Below are 15,269 nucleotides of genomic sequence, written 5' to 3'. Positions count from 1 at the left end.
CTTTGGCTAATTTTGAATCGTACAGCAAATACTTTTTAACTCCTTGCATTTACTTTTTGCCCCCGATGTGAATCGGGGTGCATTGCAGGGGAGTTTCGATTTCGGAGTTTGAAATGTCAGATTTCGGATTTTATTAATTTCCATAGTTTTCAATATCTGTGAATATCTGTGATTTTATCTGTGGAGATCTGTGGGAAGCTCTGACCTGTCAATCTAAAAATCTACAATCCCAAAAATCCTTTGCCGATTTCAGGGCTTCCTGTACCTTAGATTCCCAAATAGATTTGTATGGAATTTACCGCCCCAAATGCCCAAACTTTAACTTTTGACAGAAAAAATCACTCGGATCAAACCCTCTTGAAGCTCTACGAATCGCTGATTATGCCTCGCCGGATCGAGGAGAAAATGCTCATTCTCTTGCGTCAGGGTCGGATCAGCAAGTGGTTTAGCGGATGGGGACAGGAAGCGATCTCGATTGGCGCAGTAAATGCATTGCAGGAAGATGAATTTATCCTGCCTATGCACCGCAACTTGGGGATTTTCACAGGTAGAAATATGCCTTTGGAGCGACTATTCGCTCAATTTCAAGGGAAAAAGTCAGGCTTCACTAAAGGTCGGGACCGATCCTTTCACTTCGGTAGTATCGAACACCACATCGTGGGAATGATCTCCCACCTCGGTCCTCAGCTGGCCATCGCGGATGGGATCGGTTTGGCGCATAAACTTTCCGAAGAGAAGAAAGTCACGTTGGTTTTCTCCGGAGACGGGGCAAGTTCGGAGGGGGATTTCCATGAAGGCTTGAATGTGGCTGCAGTTTGGAAATTACCGGTGATTTTCGTCGTCGAGCACAATGGTTACGGACTTTCTACGCCAAGTGAAGAGCAGTTTGCTTTTAAGTATTTTACTGAAAAAGGCTCTGGCTACGGTATGGAAGCAGTTCGGGTGCAAGGGAATAACGTACTCGATATGTATGATACTATCCTTAGACTAGCCGAGGATATCCGAGCAAACCCAAGACCTGTATTGGTCGAAGCGATCACCTTCCGCATGCGCGGCCATGAAGAAGCTTCCGGCACCAAATACGTGCCCAAACACCTGATGGAAGAATGGGCCCAACTCGATCCGGTAGACAATTACGAAGCCTATTTGGAATCGATTGATGTACTTGATCCATCAACCAAAGAAGCAATCAACCAAAAAGTCAAAACAGCAATCAACGAGGGATTAGAAATCGCCTTTGCCGAGGAAGCCATCACGCCAAACTTGGAGGAAGAACTGGCAGATGTCTATGCGCCATTTTCCCAAAAAGTCATCGCCCCTGAAGGGCCAAGTACCGAAAAGCGCTTTATCGATGCGATCAGCGACGGGCTCCGACAATCCATGGAAAAATATCCCAACCTGATCCTCATGGGTCAGGATATCGGGGAATACGGAGGAGTTTTTAAAATCACGGATGGTTTCAAAGCGAAATTCGGAGGAGATCGGGTGCGCAATACGCCACTTTGCGAAAGCGCCATCATCGGTGCTGGTCTCGGACTCTCGATCAAGGGCTACAAAGCCATGGTCGAGATGCAGTTTGCGGACTTTGTGAGCGTGGGTTTCAATCAAATCGTGAACAACCTAGCCAAAATTCACTATCGCTGGGGACAGCAAGCTGATGTTGTAATCCGCATGCCGACCGGTGCAGGAACAGCCGCTGGACCTTTCCACTCCCAGTCCAACGAAGCTTGGTTTTTCCACACTCCGGGATTGAAAATCGTCTATCCTTCTAATCCGCATGACGCCAAAGGACTGCTTAATGCGGCTTTAGAAGATACAAACCCCCACCTCTATTTTGAGCACAAATTGCTTTACCGCTCCATCTCGGGACCCGTGCCTGATAGCTACTATACGGTGGAAGTCGGAAAAGCTGCTTTGGCACAGGAAGGCAACCAAGTTTCTATCATCACCTATGGAATGGGCGTTCATTGGGCGATCAAGGCGGTTGAGGAACTCGGGATATCCGCAGATATTTTGGATCTGAGAACTCTTTTACCTTGGGATCAGGAAGCTGTGGCTGCAACGGTGAAAAAGACCGGAAAAGTGATATTCCTCCACGAGGATACGCTGACCGGAGGGATTGGTGCGGAGATTTGTGCTTGGATTTCCGAGCATTGCTTTAAAGACCTAGACGCTCCTGTGATGCGGGAAGGAAGCTTGGATACGCCTGTGCCTTTTGCTCCAAACTTGGAAAAGCAGTTTTTGCCGACGGAGCGATTCAAGGGGAAGTTGAGGGAGTTGGTTGAATTCTAATTCTTGATTGAAATATTGAAAGATTTGAAAATTGGAAGATTGGGTTGAAAAGTGGTAATGTTGGAAGGTGGTAAAGTTTTTAGGCCTTTTAGGTTTTGTTCCAAAATTTGACCTCCACTCTGCTCAGCACCTCGTAAATCGAAATTCTATAATCGTAAATGAAAATCAGACAGCTAGCCAAAAAGGAACTCTCCAAAGTTCAGTCTATTGCCCATCGGACTTGGCCATCTACTTTTGCCAATATTCTAAGTCCGGAGCAGATTGACTACATGCTGAATTGGATGTATTCGCTCGGTATGCTGGAATCTCAGCTGGAAAAAGGTCATACCTTTTTATTGGCTGAGGAAAATGGAGAAGAACTCGGTTTTGCGGGATTTGAACTCAACTATTCTGAAGGCCCAAAAGCCAAACTGCATAAAATCTACCTTTTGCCAGAGGCTCAGGGAAAAGGGGCTGGAAAGGCCTTGCTCCTTGAAGTTGCGGATCGGGCCAGAAAAGCCGGCCAGCAAAGTCTCCTCCTAAACGTCAACAAATACAATCAAAAGGCTATCGATTTTTACCTGAAAATGGGTTTTGTGGAGATTTACAAAGAAGTCATTGACATCGGAAATGGCTATGTGATGGATGATGTGGTGATGGAGCTGAACCTTTGAGGTTTTGAAAACCTCGTAGGTTTGAAAAAAAATTTAGCTCACAGATGAAACAGATGATCAAAGATGGCATGTTCATCTGTGTAAATCTGTGTTATCTGTGAGCTAAATCAAGTTTTTCACTTCAATTCCAGCTGCTCAACTTTACTTTCTACGCCTTTGATTCCCTGATAGATTTTTTTCATTTCTTCAAGTTTTTCGGGATTTGAAGCCGCCAAATTGGTTTGTTGTCCGGGATCTTTCTTCAGGATATATAGTTGGTAATCCGTAGAATTCCCCAACTCTATGTTTACTTGTTTTTGCACCTCAGGACCGGGATACGGAGGGATCAAAGCCCAGTCACCAGCACGAAGGGCTGTTCGACTGGTTGCTTCCAGAATCACCGATTCCCGCCCCTTTTCGCTTTTTCCAAGGAGGGTTTCCAGTAAATTTTCGCTGTCAGGACCTCTTTCCTGACTGCCCACTAAAGCTGCCAAGGAACTCAACAAATCGATCTGGGTGACCATCGCATCCGAAACACCGGGCTGGATTTTACCTTTCCAATAGGTGATGAATGGAACTTTCGTCCCTGCCTCAAACAGGGAGTATTTCCCTCCCCGAAGGGGTCCGGCAGGCGTATGATCCCCCAATTTTTCTACCGCATCGTCGTAGTAGCCATCATTTAAAACCGGTCCATTGTCACTGGAAAGAATCACCAGCGTATTCTCCAAAATCCCTGCTTCCTCCAAAGTCTTCAATAGCTCTCCGATCACCCAATCCGCTTCCAAAATAGCGTCACCTCGAGGGCCCATGCCTGATTTTCCTTCAAATCTGGGATGGGGAGTTCGCGGAACATGAGGTTGCTGCATGGGGAAAAACAGGAAAAATGGCTTGTCAGATTTTGATTTTTCCTGAATGTAGGCTTTCCCTTTTTCCAAAAAATGATCCGCCATGTCCACATCACTCCAAAGCGCACTTTTGCCTCCTTTCATAAAACCAATTCTCGGAATCCCATTCACAATGCTATTGTTGTGTCCATGATGCCACTTCATGGTAAGTAGCTCTGGATTTTCCAGTCCTGTAGGTTCTCCTTCGAAATTTTTCTCATAATCCACCTGAATGGGGTCATTTGGGTCCAAATTGACTACCCTCCCATTTTCGATGTAGACGGTAGGTACGCGGTCCTGAGTAGCTGCCAAAATATGGGAATAGTCAAACCCAACATGATTGGGATTGGGAGCTATTTCGGCATTCCAGTCGACGACTCCCGTACCCAATCCCAAATGCCATTTCCCGATTACGGCGGTGTGGAAACCTTGATTCTTGAGCATTTTTGGCAGGGTCATCTGAGCTGTATCGATGATCAATGGGGCAGTACCCGGAAGGATTTTGGCATTTTGATTTCTCCATGGATAGGTACCTGTCAAAAGTGCATAGCGGCTAGGCGTACAGGTGGCAGAGGAGGCGTAACCGTTGGTAAACCTCAATCCTCCATTAGCCAAGCGATCCATGTTGGGAGTCTGTAAAGTACCTGACTGATAAGCGCTGACGTCTCCATAGCCAAGGTCATCAAGATAGATCAGCAAAATATTGGGTCTAGGGTTTTCATTTTCAGCTGACTGCTCAGCGGGAGAACAAGCCGAAAAGAATAATAAACCGGTCAAAAAGCTGAATACACTCCAAAGCAAATGGTTTTTCATAGCAGGGTAATTTACCTCTCAAAATGGAGTTTATTTCCCTTGAAATCAAAGGGGAAATTAAAAATCCTTCAGTAGGGTCTCCCACAGCACCAAGCCATGGGAAGGTGCTGTGGGTACCTGTGGGGATTCTCTTTCCGGATTGGCTAGTCTTTCTTTAATTTCTTCCGGAGGAAAATGCCATATCGCAGATACCATTTTCCTCACCTGATGATACAAAAAGCCTGTCCCGGTGACTTCAAAGCAGTAAACAATTTCCGGATAAAAAGGGCCTTCAAACTCCTTTGTCTGGTAAACTTTGGCTTCGAGGACTTCCCTTTCGAAATCTGTTTTGGTGGGACTGACCTTGCAAAATGCCCTAAAATCAAGTTTTCCAACAAAGATTCGGGCTTTTTCCTCCATCTTTTCCAAGGTATCAAACTGATCCACCTGGGTAATAAATGCTGAGGCAAAGGAAGGAAAGCCCTGTTCCGATGCGAAATAGTAGCGGTAGGTTTTTTGGGAAACAGCCTGGATCAAATTCAGATCCCTGGGAATCTCCCGCACCGCGCTTAAGACAATTTCTCCGGAGAGATTCAAATTGAAAAGCGGAAGTAAGGGCTCCAAATCGGTCTTTTCCCTCAAAAAAAGCTGAACAAATCCCTGTCGACAGCTGACTCCTGAATCGGTTCGGCTCGAACCAATCAAACGAAAATCCTCATGGCCCAAAACGAATCGGAATACCCGCTCCAATTTTCCCTCGATAGTGGGCTGACCTTTTTGCTTCGCCCAGCCTTTGAATCGGGCGCCGAAGTAGCTGATTTCGAAAAGGTAAGAACAGGGACGTGACAGCATAGTTCTTGGCTTAATTTGAGAGGAAAGGCGGAGTCAGTTTTTTGATTCCGAAATTCCCCTCCCACTCCCAGACAAACCCGGGGATTTGATGTTGGGAAAGGACTTTTTGGACTTCTTCCAGATAAATCTTTCTTGAATCGGCATCCGCATTTTGCGTCACTCCGTATTCTGTGCACCAAAGCTGAACCCCATTGATTTGAGCCCAAGCAGCAATTTGCCCGATTTTGTCCTGAATGGCGACAGAGTTTCCCGTCATTTCGTAGTCCCTGTAATTGATTTCCCCCGGTGTACCCTTAGCTCTGTAGTCAAGTCTGGGCATAGAAGATGATTCATAAGGGAAAGGAATACCCAAGGTGCTGTTTTGAGGTCCGGTCCAATCTGTCCCCTGATGGGTAAACAGGTAGGGTTCGTAAAAATGAAAAGTATAAATCACTCCTTCCAAGGACCAAGGCTGTATTCTGGAAAGTTCAAATAGGCTGTTGAAATTGGTTGCTCCTAGAATGAAGGGAATATCTTTCCGTATTTTATGTAGTCGAGGCACAAGATCCTGAACAGCCCTATACCAAGTGTCCGGGTTGAGATCTGGTTCATTGGCCAGTTCGAAATAGAGGTTTCCGGGATTCTGGGGAACCACAGAAAGGACTCTTTCCCAATCAGAGTAGAGCCTTTCGATGGCTTGGGAATAATTCTTTTCAGAAAGACCATGATTAAAATTGGCAAGGATCAGCCTACTATCCAGTTGGATACTTGCTTCTATCAGCTTGAGGAGTTCCTTTTCGAAATGAGATTGTTGAAAAAGATAATTTAAGGCCAAAGGTACTCTGAAGGAGGAATATCCGGCCTTTTTTGCCTCTTTCATTTTCCGGATTACCACTTTTGAAGAAAAAACAGGTTTTTCCCAAACCCGCTCGTTTCCAGTTAGATTAATTCCAGTCGGCATAGATTGGGCACTTGAAAACACCAGTCCAACTCCAAGCCAGAGGGAGGCAAAAATTCCGAAAAAGCGGAATAAAACAGGGGCTGAGGATGATTCTGGTGACAAACTTGAAAATAAAGCTTTTGTTAAATCTAGTTTGGGAGTTCAAAAATACTAATATCTTTAAAAGTCCACTGATAAGAATCCTTGCCATGCTCTCCTCCCCAACCACTCACCCTTCGGATATTTCCTCATCTCTTGAAAAAAAACACTGGGACATTTCCAATTATGTGTATTGGAGTTTGATCAGTTTGACCTTGGGACTATTTGTTTTGGAGTTTTTTTTGGTAAAAGAGTATTATCAGACCACCCTATTTTACAAGGCTGGGCTTCTCCTGGTTGGCTTTGGGGGATATGGATTGTTGCGAAGAAAAATTTCCTCGCCCTCGCTGATGATTCTTGTGATGAGCAGCCTGTTTCTGGCTTACTGCTTTTTTATGGTTTACCAGAGTTCGGGTTATTTGATCACTTTGTATTTTCTGATTGCCACCTTGGTGGTGGGAGGGATCAACTATTTGGTGGTGTGGAAAGGAGCTTTCAGTCTGAGTTTAGTGCTTTTTGCAGCAGGTATTTTTCTTGGGATTTCGTACGCATTTGATTGGGAAGGATTCTACGCACTATTCCCTCTCGGGGGGTATCTTTTTTTCTTCACCTTGGTGCTCACCTCCTTTATCCCCGATTCTCGAAAGAAAAATTACGTTCTAAATCTGGAAAGAGACCTCAAAAAAGAGCAAATTCTTAAAAATCAAGCCAAAGATCTACAAGACCTTCAAATCAAATACGCTGAGGTATTGGAGTTCAAAAAAATTGAAAATCAAAAGGAAAAAATCCTTCGCCATGATCTCAAAAACAAAGTAAACAATATCATCGGCCTGTCTCAGATCATCTTGGAAACCAACGATCCTGAAGAAAACCAAAGCTATATCCAGCTCTTGAACGAAGTCAGCAATGATCTCCTACGGTTTTCAGACAATATTTTTTCACGGGATGAGGATCAGCCCACAGCCTTGCGCATCTCCAAGTCCCAGGTCAATGTATTGTCCTCATTCAAAAAGATAAAAAGTGAACTCGAACCCAAGTTGGATCAAAGCACGCTGGAACTGAAATGGCTAGGTGAGGAAAATCCCCTGTTAGTCCATGTAGACAAGCTTATTTTCAACAATATTTTGGTGAATCTCCTCAATTACCTTATCCTTTGGTCCAAACCGGACAGCCTTATTTTGGTCAGTGGGGAGCAATCTGCCGCTCAAATCCGAATTCAGCTCTCCGCACCCTCAGCTAAAATATCCGCAAGGGAATTGAATTATATTTTCAAACCTCTGGATTCCTTCCAGTTTACTTCCAGCTTTTCCGCACCCCAGGGCTTAGGCCTTCAGATTGCCAAAAGCATGACAGAACAAATGGGTGGCTACTTCAAATATCAGACAGGGATAGAGGATGGAGTCATTTTCAAATTGGAGTTTGAACATGCCGAAAGATCAAAGTCAAATGAGGCCTGATATGAAGAAGTCATTGATAGTAATTCTCTTCTTGTGGATGATGGTCGTTTACTTGCCTGGAAGAGGACATGCCTTCCATTTCCCTTTGCGTGGTCAAAGTCGTCCCGCTATTGACACTGCTGTATTTCAGATTCCTGATATACCAGTGGATTTTGATATCCTCGGAGTTCCTGAATCCTGGGCCCAAAAGTACCCTCAAGAATTGCTAAAGCTCAGTTTTTTCCTTAAATCCAAGTCCAAACCAGCATCCTTGCTTTCCTGGACCGAAGCTTCCCAAGAAAATAACCGGGCCTTGGTTTATCTTGGAGAGACTTTTCCCAAGGATTCCCTTTTGGGAAATCAGAGATTTGTCCCCTTTGCCTCTCAAGGAAGATGGGTTTATTTGAAAGCCAGCGGTGATACCACTCAAAAAGTCCACTACTTTTTCCAAAGTGGGGGTTCCTTTCAGGCCGGAGATTTTGCCAAAGAAATGGGGTTGGCTACAATCGGTGAATCCTACTCCCAAGAGGAGTATGACTATCAATGGAAAAAGAGCTATCCGCTCAGCGAGCTCGATTTTCCCAAACTGTCCCTCTCGGCCAATAATTCCCCTTTCAACAAAACCTTACCTACTTACCTGACAAAAGGGTTTTTCAAAGACTGGAAAGTCAACCTCCATTTTACTGTTTCTAATGAAGAAAGTACCGAGGCATACCTCAACTTTCTGGTAAACAACAATCTGATTCGAACTTTCCAAGTGAAAAAGGAAGGGGCCTATCATGTAGAATTCAGTATTCCTCCCATGCCCCTTTCTGTGGGGTCTTATCTCACTTTGGAACTTGTCAACGGAAATGGAAATTCCTCATTATCTTCTGTAATCGTAGATTTAGATGTGGAAAAGAGCCAAATTTCTCCCTCTTTTCGCAATGAGTTCCCAATGACTTTTAGCTCTTTTCCAAAAAACATGGAAGGAAAACCGCTAAAAATTCTGATCGATTACGAATTGCCCCCTGCCGAATTGGAAGCATTGGCAGACTTAATTCTTTTGATCAACCAAAGGCCTGATCAAGCTTATCCTTTCTATTTTCCGGAGCTGATCCGGGTGGAACCAACAGGAAAACTCCCTGAAATAGAAGCAAATTTCATCCTGATCACCCGATCGCCTCAGGCTTATCTCCCCTTGGTCAAAAATCAGAGCAAACTCAAATACACAGAACAAGGAAGGGATTTCCAATCCGATGAATTGGATAAATTCTTTCAATACCATTCCCGGGAAGGCCTGAGCAGTATGGAGTTGTTGGCCCTTGAATCGCATAGAATTCTCTTTATTGCAAATGATCCAAAAGAGAGCCAATCCATGAAGGAAGCGGTGGACGGACTGGAGGATGAAATCATATCCAATACAGGAAATATCCTTTTAGCAGACGCGAAGCATTACTATTTCTTTGATATCCGGCTCAAGGAACCCACTCAGGTCGGGGCAGAAAAGCAAGCTCAATTTGAACAATTCTGGAAAAAGTCGAGAATCTACATCACTATTCTGCTTATGCTTGGCCTGGTGTTTTTGCTCAGGTATATCTATTTCAAATCTCAACACGCCAAAAAATCCATTGAAGATGCGAGGAATTAAACAACTTTTGATTACCGGAGGGCTCTGGGCAGGAATGCTGACTACAAGTCTGGCCCAAAATCCATGGCAACAAGACCGGGGAGAAGCCTTGATTTCTCCGTTCATCAGTCGGTACCAAGCGGACTTTTATCGGGATAAGTCAGGCAACAAAGTTCCCTTTGAGCAAAATGGCCTTTTCCAAAACTATAATCCAAGACTTTATTTCAGCCTTCCGGTCAAGGGATATAAAATCAATCTATTCGGTACGATACCCCTTTTCTTCAACCAATACCAGGATGCCAATGAAACGCAGAAAAACACAGATCTGGGAGATTTGGAGTTGGGGCTGAGATTTCACCTCAAGCAAATGGAGAGGAACTACCTCCTAGCCTCTGTGACGGCCTTTATTCCAGCTTATCAAAACAATCAATTGCCTTACACGGGGTTTGACCGGTTTGGGATGGAAGCGAGGGTGATGCTGTATGGCAATGCCGCCTGGATCGGAGACACCAACAATTTCCACAAGGTGGAGGCTGGATTGAGGTATTTTTTTCCGGATGATCCGCTTCAGTTGAGGATTTATGCCTCCGAGGGGTACCGCTTTGCAAAAAAGGTGGTGGCTTTGGGAGAGTTGGACTGCATCTTCTCCAACAGTTCCAATTCAGAATTTTTTGAAAATAACCTGCAATTAGTCTCTGATTTCGGTATGGTCAAGGCAGCTATCAATTTGGGCTACGAATTCACCCCGGATTTTGCTTTGTACGGTGGGATTTTTCATGACGTCTACAATAAAAACTCCGGGATTGGTCGCGGTTTCCAGTTCTTCTCAGTAATCAAATTCAACTAATGGGCAGCCGAGAATTTTACAGAAAATCCCTTTTCCAGGAAAACGCCAAGCTCTCAGGGAAAACTATTGAACAGATCGAACGCTTGGAAAAGCAGTTGGGAAAAAGCTTTCTCTGTATTGCCCTGAATTATGGCTTTTTGAGCAGGAAGGCTTGGAAGGAATCTCTTCAAAAAGAAGAAATCACGCTTTACCGATTTGACTTCCCTTCCCTGAGTCCTGTTCCCAAAGCGGAATTGATTCAGAAAAACCTGCCTGTTTTCTTAAATTCCTTGATTTTCCCATTGTATCAGGACGAAGAAAGACTGGAACTCATTCTTTCTGATCCTTCCGATGCGATAAACATCAATCAAATCGAACAGCTCCTCCAACAGAAAGTGACCCGGTATGAAGTAGCAGAGGACTTGGATGTACTCAAAGCCCTCCATACCACTTATGGCCTGGAGTATCTGGATCAGGCTGTGTTTCGGATTTATGACCAAGACCGGGAAAGCTGTGCGATAGAGACCTTTACCAAAAGTCAGTTGATAGCAATCGGAATCCTGATGGGCTTGGGGATTTTATCTTTCTTCTTTTTCCCGGTAGGTACTTCCGTGACGATCAATTTGATCCTGAATTTCCTGTTGTTTTGTGCCATAGGCTTCAAATTTCTCCTCACGCTGTACGGGTCCAAAATGGAGACCTCTCAAAAAATCACCAAGGAAGAACTAGCACGGGTCAAGGATGAAGAGTTGCCTTTTTACACCATTCTCCTGCCGGTGTTTAGGGAGTCCGAAGTAATCCACAAATTGGTCTGGAACCTCAGAAGCATTGATTACCCCTTGGAAAAACTGGACGTGAAGCTGCTGATAGAATCGGATGACTCTATGACCTATGAGGCGGTGAAAAACATGAATTTCCCCTGCATTTTTGAGCCGGTGGTCGTCCCTCCTGCTATGCCCAAGACCAAGCCTAAGGCCTGTAACTATGGATTGTATTTCAGCAAAGGAAAATACCTGACTATCTACGATGCCGAAGATATTCCAGACAGCAAGCAGTTGAAACTGGTCTACAGCCTATTCCAAAAGCTATCTGACGAATATGTGGTCGTGCAGTGTGCCTTGAACTATTTCAATAAGAAGGAAAATCTGCTTACCCGCCTGTTTACACTGGAATATTCCTATTGGTTTGATTACATGCTCCCCGGATTGGACAGCTTGGATGTGCCCATTCCCTTGGGAGGCACGAGCAATCATTTCCGGTTTGACCGACTGATGGAGCTGGGAGGCTGGGATGGTTTCAATGTGACCGAAGATGCTGATCTAGGCCTACGCGCTTACGCCAAATCCTATAAAGTGACTGTCTTGGATTCTACCACCCTGGAGGAGGCCAACAATGACTTTTTCAACTGGATCCGTCAGCGATCTCGCTGGATCAAAGGCTATATGCAGACCTTTTTGGTACATATGAGACATCCTGTCAAGTTATATAAAAAGGTAGGACTAAAAGGATTTTTGGCTTTCCAGTTCTTTATCGGGGGTACCTTTTTCACCTTTTTGGTCTACCCGGTCCTCCTTTTGTTTTTGCTTTTCATTTTGTTTCTGCATTCAGGAATCCTAGACTACCTCGTATTTTGGAATGATCTTCCGGTAAGCAAATCCCTGCTGGACTCAGTGAGTGTATTCTTCCCTAACTGGCTGGTGGTCATCTCCATTTTCAATTTTGTCATTGGCAACCTGATGATGATCTACGTCAACATGATGGCGGTATTCAGAAGGAGATCCTACACCTTGATTCTGTATGCCTTGGTCAATCCTTTGTATTGGCTCATGCACTCCATTTCTGCCTACAAGGGCCTTATCCAGCTGGTCACCAAACCCTTCTATTGGGAAAAGACCAATCATGGCCTCACCAAATCCACCAAAAGTTCTGTGGCATGAAAAGCAAAATTCTACTCAATACTCTTTTCGTTTTGGCCCTCTCAGGAATCTACCTTTCTTTTGGCTATTTCCTGAGAACAAAAGGGTATTACCATCTGGAAGGCTATTTTATTGATTACAAGATCGATCAGCTTTTCCGCTACGATATCAGCTTTTTCCGAACTTTCTATTTCACCGAACCAGCCTTGCTGTTTTTGGGCAGTCTGGGACTAAGCTGGATTCCCAAGATCCAAAGCACCTACTTGCTCAATGCCTTGGTTATGGGGATTTTGGGGGTGTTTCTTTTCAAAAGCGCTTGGGAACGGAGGTCTGGTTCTTGGGCTTCTTTGATTTACCTTTTGTTTAGTCCGGTGATTTGGTATGCAGGCAGCAGTGGGAGTAGTTTTGCGCTTTACCTCACCTTTTATTTTCTGTTTTTCTGGTTGATTTTAGGCTATATACGGAGCTATTCCGTTTTTCATCTTGCCTCTTTGAGCATCCTATTGGGAGCTTTTTTACTTTTGGACCGAAGCTTCCTGAAGCTTTTGATCCTTCTTATTCCCGTCTTTTTCTTCATCTCCTTTTATAAGGCCAAAGGGATTCATGGTAATTTCTACGCCAAAGCCTCCGTCATATTCAGCAATGATTCCCAAAGAAGGAAATTCTTTACTGGTTTTTTCAGCTCAATTCTCCTTGTGGTATTTATCCCTCTTTCTGGTTTCGGAATTTTCCACCTGATCAATGAGATATTTGGAGGAAGAATCTTTTATTACGAAACCAGCCTCGCGGATTTCTGGAATAGCTATAGCGGAAAGACACCTTTGCACACTGCTGACAGTTTGGATTGGAAGATCTTTTCTGTGGGGAATCTTTATTTTTTGCTTTTGATCCTATGCTTATCCGTTTCTCTACTTTATCTGTTTTTCAGAAAAGGAAAGAGCACTGCCCTCCCTATGATTGCCTTTTTGGCTTTGGGATATGTGGTTTCGGAGGCTGCCGGGGAAAAAATTCTAAACCTGAACCTTCAATTGCTTGGGATGCTCTCCGGGGCAGGAATGGCCGGAATCCTCTTCAGTGCCAAAGAAATCCCTTCTGCAGTTTTTAAAGGGGTCAGCTTATTCATAGCCTTGGTGGCCATAGTTTTGGAGTTTTTCTATTTCCAATTTGCAGCATCTATCCACGAGAGAAGATTCATGGAAGCAATCACCCAGTCTGAGGTTGAGTCCAAAGAGTTAAAAAACATTGAATCCATCCATGAATTTTTGGCAGAAAAAGGAAAAACAAGGATTTTGGCAGACGATGCCATCTTCTTTCCACATCTTTCCCAATTGCCTCCGGAGACTAGCTGGATAGGGCACTTTAGCCCGGACTTTCAGCACAGCCTTCAGGAACCGGCTATCTATGCGGATTATCTGGTAATTTCTCAAGACACACACCCCCTCCATTTGAATGACATTGTAGCAGCCGCTTTGGATCGATTGGAATTTCACGGAATCCCTCTCAAGACTAAGGTGGTATTTCAGGATGAATTGGGGCTGGTTTTGGAAGTTTTAGAGTAATCATTGACTCTTTCTCAAAGGAAATTCCCTAACGATCTTGGTGTTACCAAAAACAACCGGTAGGCTTGTGAGGAGTTGGAAAGTTTCATTTGCCAAAGGATCTTGGTAAATTCATTCAAATCCAATCTCACTAGCTATGAAATTTCTATTCACCTCCTGCTATTTCTTGGTCTATCTCACAGGCTATGCCCAGACTATTCCCAGCAAAGAAATCCAAATCAAACTGGCTGTCCTGGCAGCTCCGGAAGATCAGCGGGCCGGTGCCACGGTGTATGCTTTTGATGGCACCCTGCTTCGAAAAGGCACCAATCAAACCGTTTGCTTAGGTGATGATCCCGGTCGAGAAGGACTTTCGGTTTCCTGTTACCATAGCAGCGCACAGCCTTTTATGGAGCGGGGATGGGCGCTTCGCAAAGAAGGCAAAACTGCGGATGAAATTTTCAAGATTCGGGAAGCGGAATCCAAAGCCGGAAAACTCAAACTCCCGGATCAGGGAAGCTTGCTCAATGCCTTGACTGCCGAGCACGCCGATGTCAACTGGACCACTGGTGAAGCCAAAAACACCTACACTCGCTCCGTCGTCTATATCCCCTGGGCAACTGCTGAAAGTACCGGATTGCCACTGAAACCAGCCGGACCCGGTTTACCTTGGATTATGGATCCCGGCACACATCGGGCCCATATCATGATCAATCCGGCGAGGGAGTAAAACGTTAATGGTTAAGCGTTAATATGTTAATAGTGTAGGATGTTAGCTATTGAATTCGAAAGAAATAATTTGGTCATTCAGAAGAATGAACAACGAAAAGTGATCGATTTAAAGGTCGCTTCTTCTACGCTTTTGCATGCATCCGAAGCTGAACGTAATTTGTATTGGATTTCTCCCTCAGGCTATGGAATTCATTGGCCACTGATTGACGAGGATCTTTCTATTGAAAAACTCTTAAACTTGTAGAATGGACACTTTCTTAGACATCAAAACCAAACTGCAAGACCAGAAAAAGGAACTATTTGAAAAGTACCCTATAAAGACCTTGGTAATTTTTGGTTCCTATGCACGCAATGAACAAAAGGAAGCGAGTGACCTTGATCTGATGGTAGAGTTTCATAGCCGTGTAGGTTCAGAGTTCATTCAATTAGCTGATGAATTGGAGGAAATTCTTGGAATGAAAGTCGATTTGGTCTCCAAAAAAGGAATCAAAGAGAGATATTTTGAATGGATTAAAGAGGATTTGATTTATGTCTAAAAGAGAACCATGTTTAAGAGTTAATTTTTTAAAATTTGCCGTGTTCAACTTATAAGTGCAACACCTAATTTTTGTTTGAGTTTTTGTATTGGACTAAGGTAATTAAACTTTCTAACGGGTCTGTTATTGATTTTAGCTTCGATTGCTTGTATTTGTTCTGTTGAGATTTCATTGAGGTCAGTTTTTTTAGGTAAGAAAGCTCTAAT

General features: G+C 44.1%; 13 protein-coding genes and 1 pseudogene. 10 read left to right on the top strand and 4 right to left on the bottom strand.

Features of this window, described 5'->3' with window-relative positions:
- The first annotated feature begins 288 nt into the window (after window positions 1-288).
- Complete coding sequence (locus AAA943_RS21445) at window positions 289-2,292, top strand: alpha-ketoacid dehydrogenase subunit alpha/beta (RefSeq protein WP_338226453.1); 2,004 nt, start codon at window positions 289-291, stop codon at window positions 2,290-2,292.
- A 158-nt stretch (window positions 2,293-2,450) separates the two neighbouring features.
- Complete coding sequence (locus AAA943_RS21440) at window positions 2,451-2,945, top strand: GNAT family N-acetyltransferase (RefSeq protein WP_338226452.1); 495 nt, start codon at window positions 2,451-2,453, stop codon at window positions 2,943-2,945.
- A gap of 116 nt (window positions 2,946-3,061) precedes the next feature.
- Here AAA943_RS21440 and AAA943_RS21435 read toward each other — a convergent pair whose 3' ends face one another.
- The 3 genes from AAA943_RS21435 to AAA943_RS21425 are packed head-to-tail and all read right to left on the bottom strand — an operon-like array spanning window position 3,062 to window position 6,392.
- Window positions 3,062-4,621: a sulfatase family protein gene (locus AAA943_RS21435; protein ID WP_338226451.1), complete on the bottom strand. Its 1,560-nt coding sequence runs from the start codon at window positions 4,619-4,621 to the stop codon at window positions 3,062-3,064.
- Between the two features lie 57 nt (window positions 4,622-4,678).
- Window positions 4,679-5,452, bottom strand: coding sequence for a tRNA pseudouridine synthase A (locus tag AAA943_RS21430; protein ID WP_338226449.1), 774 nt, complete (start codon window positions 5,450-5,452; stop codon window positions 4,679-4,681).
- A gap of 10 nt (window positions 5,453-5,462) precedes the next feature.
- A complete protein-coding gene (locus AAA943_RS21425; protein ID WP_338226448.1) occupies window positions 5,463-6,392 on the bottom strand; it encodes a glycoside hydrolase family 5 protein in 930 nt (309 codons plus the stop codon).
- A 188-nt stretch (window positions 6,393-6,580) separates the two neighbouring features.
- Here AAA943_RS21425 and AAA943_RS21420 point away from each other — a divergent pair, with 188 nt between their 5' ends.
- The 8 genes from AAA943_RS21420 (at window position 6,581) to AAA943_RS21390 (ending at window position 15,063) form a co-directional block, all read left to right on the top strand.
- Complete coding sequence (locus AAA943_RS21420) at window positions 6,581-7,927, top strand: sensor histidine kinase (protein ID WP_338226446.1); 1,347 nt, start codon at window positions 6,581-6,583, stop codon at window positions 7,925-7,927.
- Window position 7,928: 1 nt separating this feature from the next.
- Window positions 7,929-9,536, top strand: coding sequence for a hypothetical protein (locus tag AAA943_RS21415; RefSeq protein WP_338226445.1), 1,608 nt, complete (start codon window positions 7,929-7,931; stop codon window positions 9,534-9,536).
- Window positions 9,523-10,362, top strand: coding sequence for a hypothetical protein (locus AAA943_RS21410; protein ID WP_338226444.1), 840 nt, complete (start codon window positions 9,523-9,525; stop codon window positions 10,360-10,362). The genes AAA943_RS21415 and AAA943_RS21410 overlap by 14 nt, the downstream gene beginning before the upstream one ends.
- On the top strand, window positions 10,362-12,278 hold the full coding sequence (locus tag AAA943_RS21405) for a glycosyltransferase family 2 protein (RefSeq protein WP_338226443.1): 1,917 nt from the start codon (window positions 10,362-10,364) through the stop codon (window positions 12,276-12,278). The genes AAA943_RS21410 and AAA943_RS21405 overlap by 1 nt, the downstream gene beginning before the upstream one ends.
- Window positions 12,275-13,816, top strand: coding sequence for a hypothetical protein (locus AAA943_RS21400; RefSeq protein ID WP_338226442.1), 1,542 nt, complete (start codon window positions 12,275-12,277; stop codon window positions 13,814-13,816). Before AAA943_RS21405 ends, AAA943_RS21400 begins: the two co-directional genes overlap by 4 nt.
- Before the next feature lie 136 nt (window positions 13,817-13,952).
- A complete protein-coding gene (locus AAA943_RS21395; protein ID WP_338226441.1) occupies window positions 13,953-14,525 on the top strand; it encodes a hypothetical protein in 573 nt (190 codons plus the stop codon).
- A 39-nt stretch (window positions 14,526-14,564) separates the two neighbouring features.
- The gene (locus AAA943_RS21975; RefSeq protein WP_420915622.1) at window positions 14,565-14,771 is read left to right on the top strand and encodes a DUF2442 domain-containing protein; all 207 of its coding nucleotides are present in this window, start codon (window positions 14,565-14,567) and stop codon (window positions 14,769-14,771) included.
- Between the two features lies 1 nt (window position 14,772).
- On the top strand, window positions 14,773-15,063 hold the full coding sequence (locus AAA943_RS21390; RefSeq protein WP_338226439.1) for a nucleotidyltransferase family protein: 291 nt from the start codon (window positions 14,773-14,775) through the stop codon (window positions 15,061-15,063).
- 44 nt (window positions 15,064-15,107) lie between these two features.
- Here the strand turns inward: AAA943_RS21390 and AAA943_RS21970 are convergent.
- Window positions 15,108-15,269, bottom strand: a pseudogene (locus AAA943_RS21970) (IS30 family transposase); the annotation flags it as partial.

Source organism: Algoriphagus confluentis (assembly GCF_036245625.1).
GTDB lineage: Bacteria > Bacteroidota > Bacteroidia > Cytophagales > Cyclobacteriaceae > Algoriphagus > Algoriphagus confluentis.
Note: the sequence above shows the minus strand (reverse complement) of the source record. Positions and strands in the feature narration are given on the sequence as shown.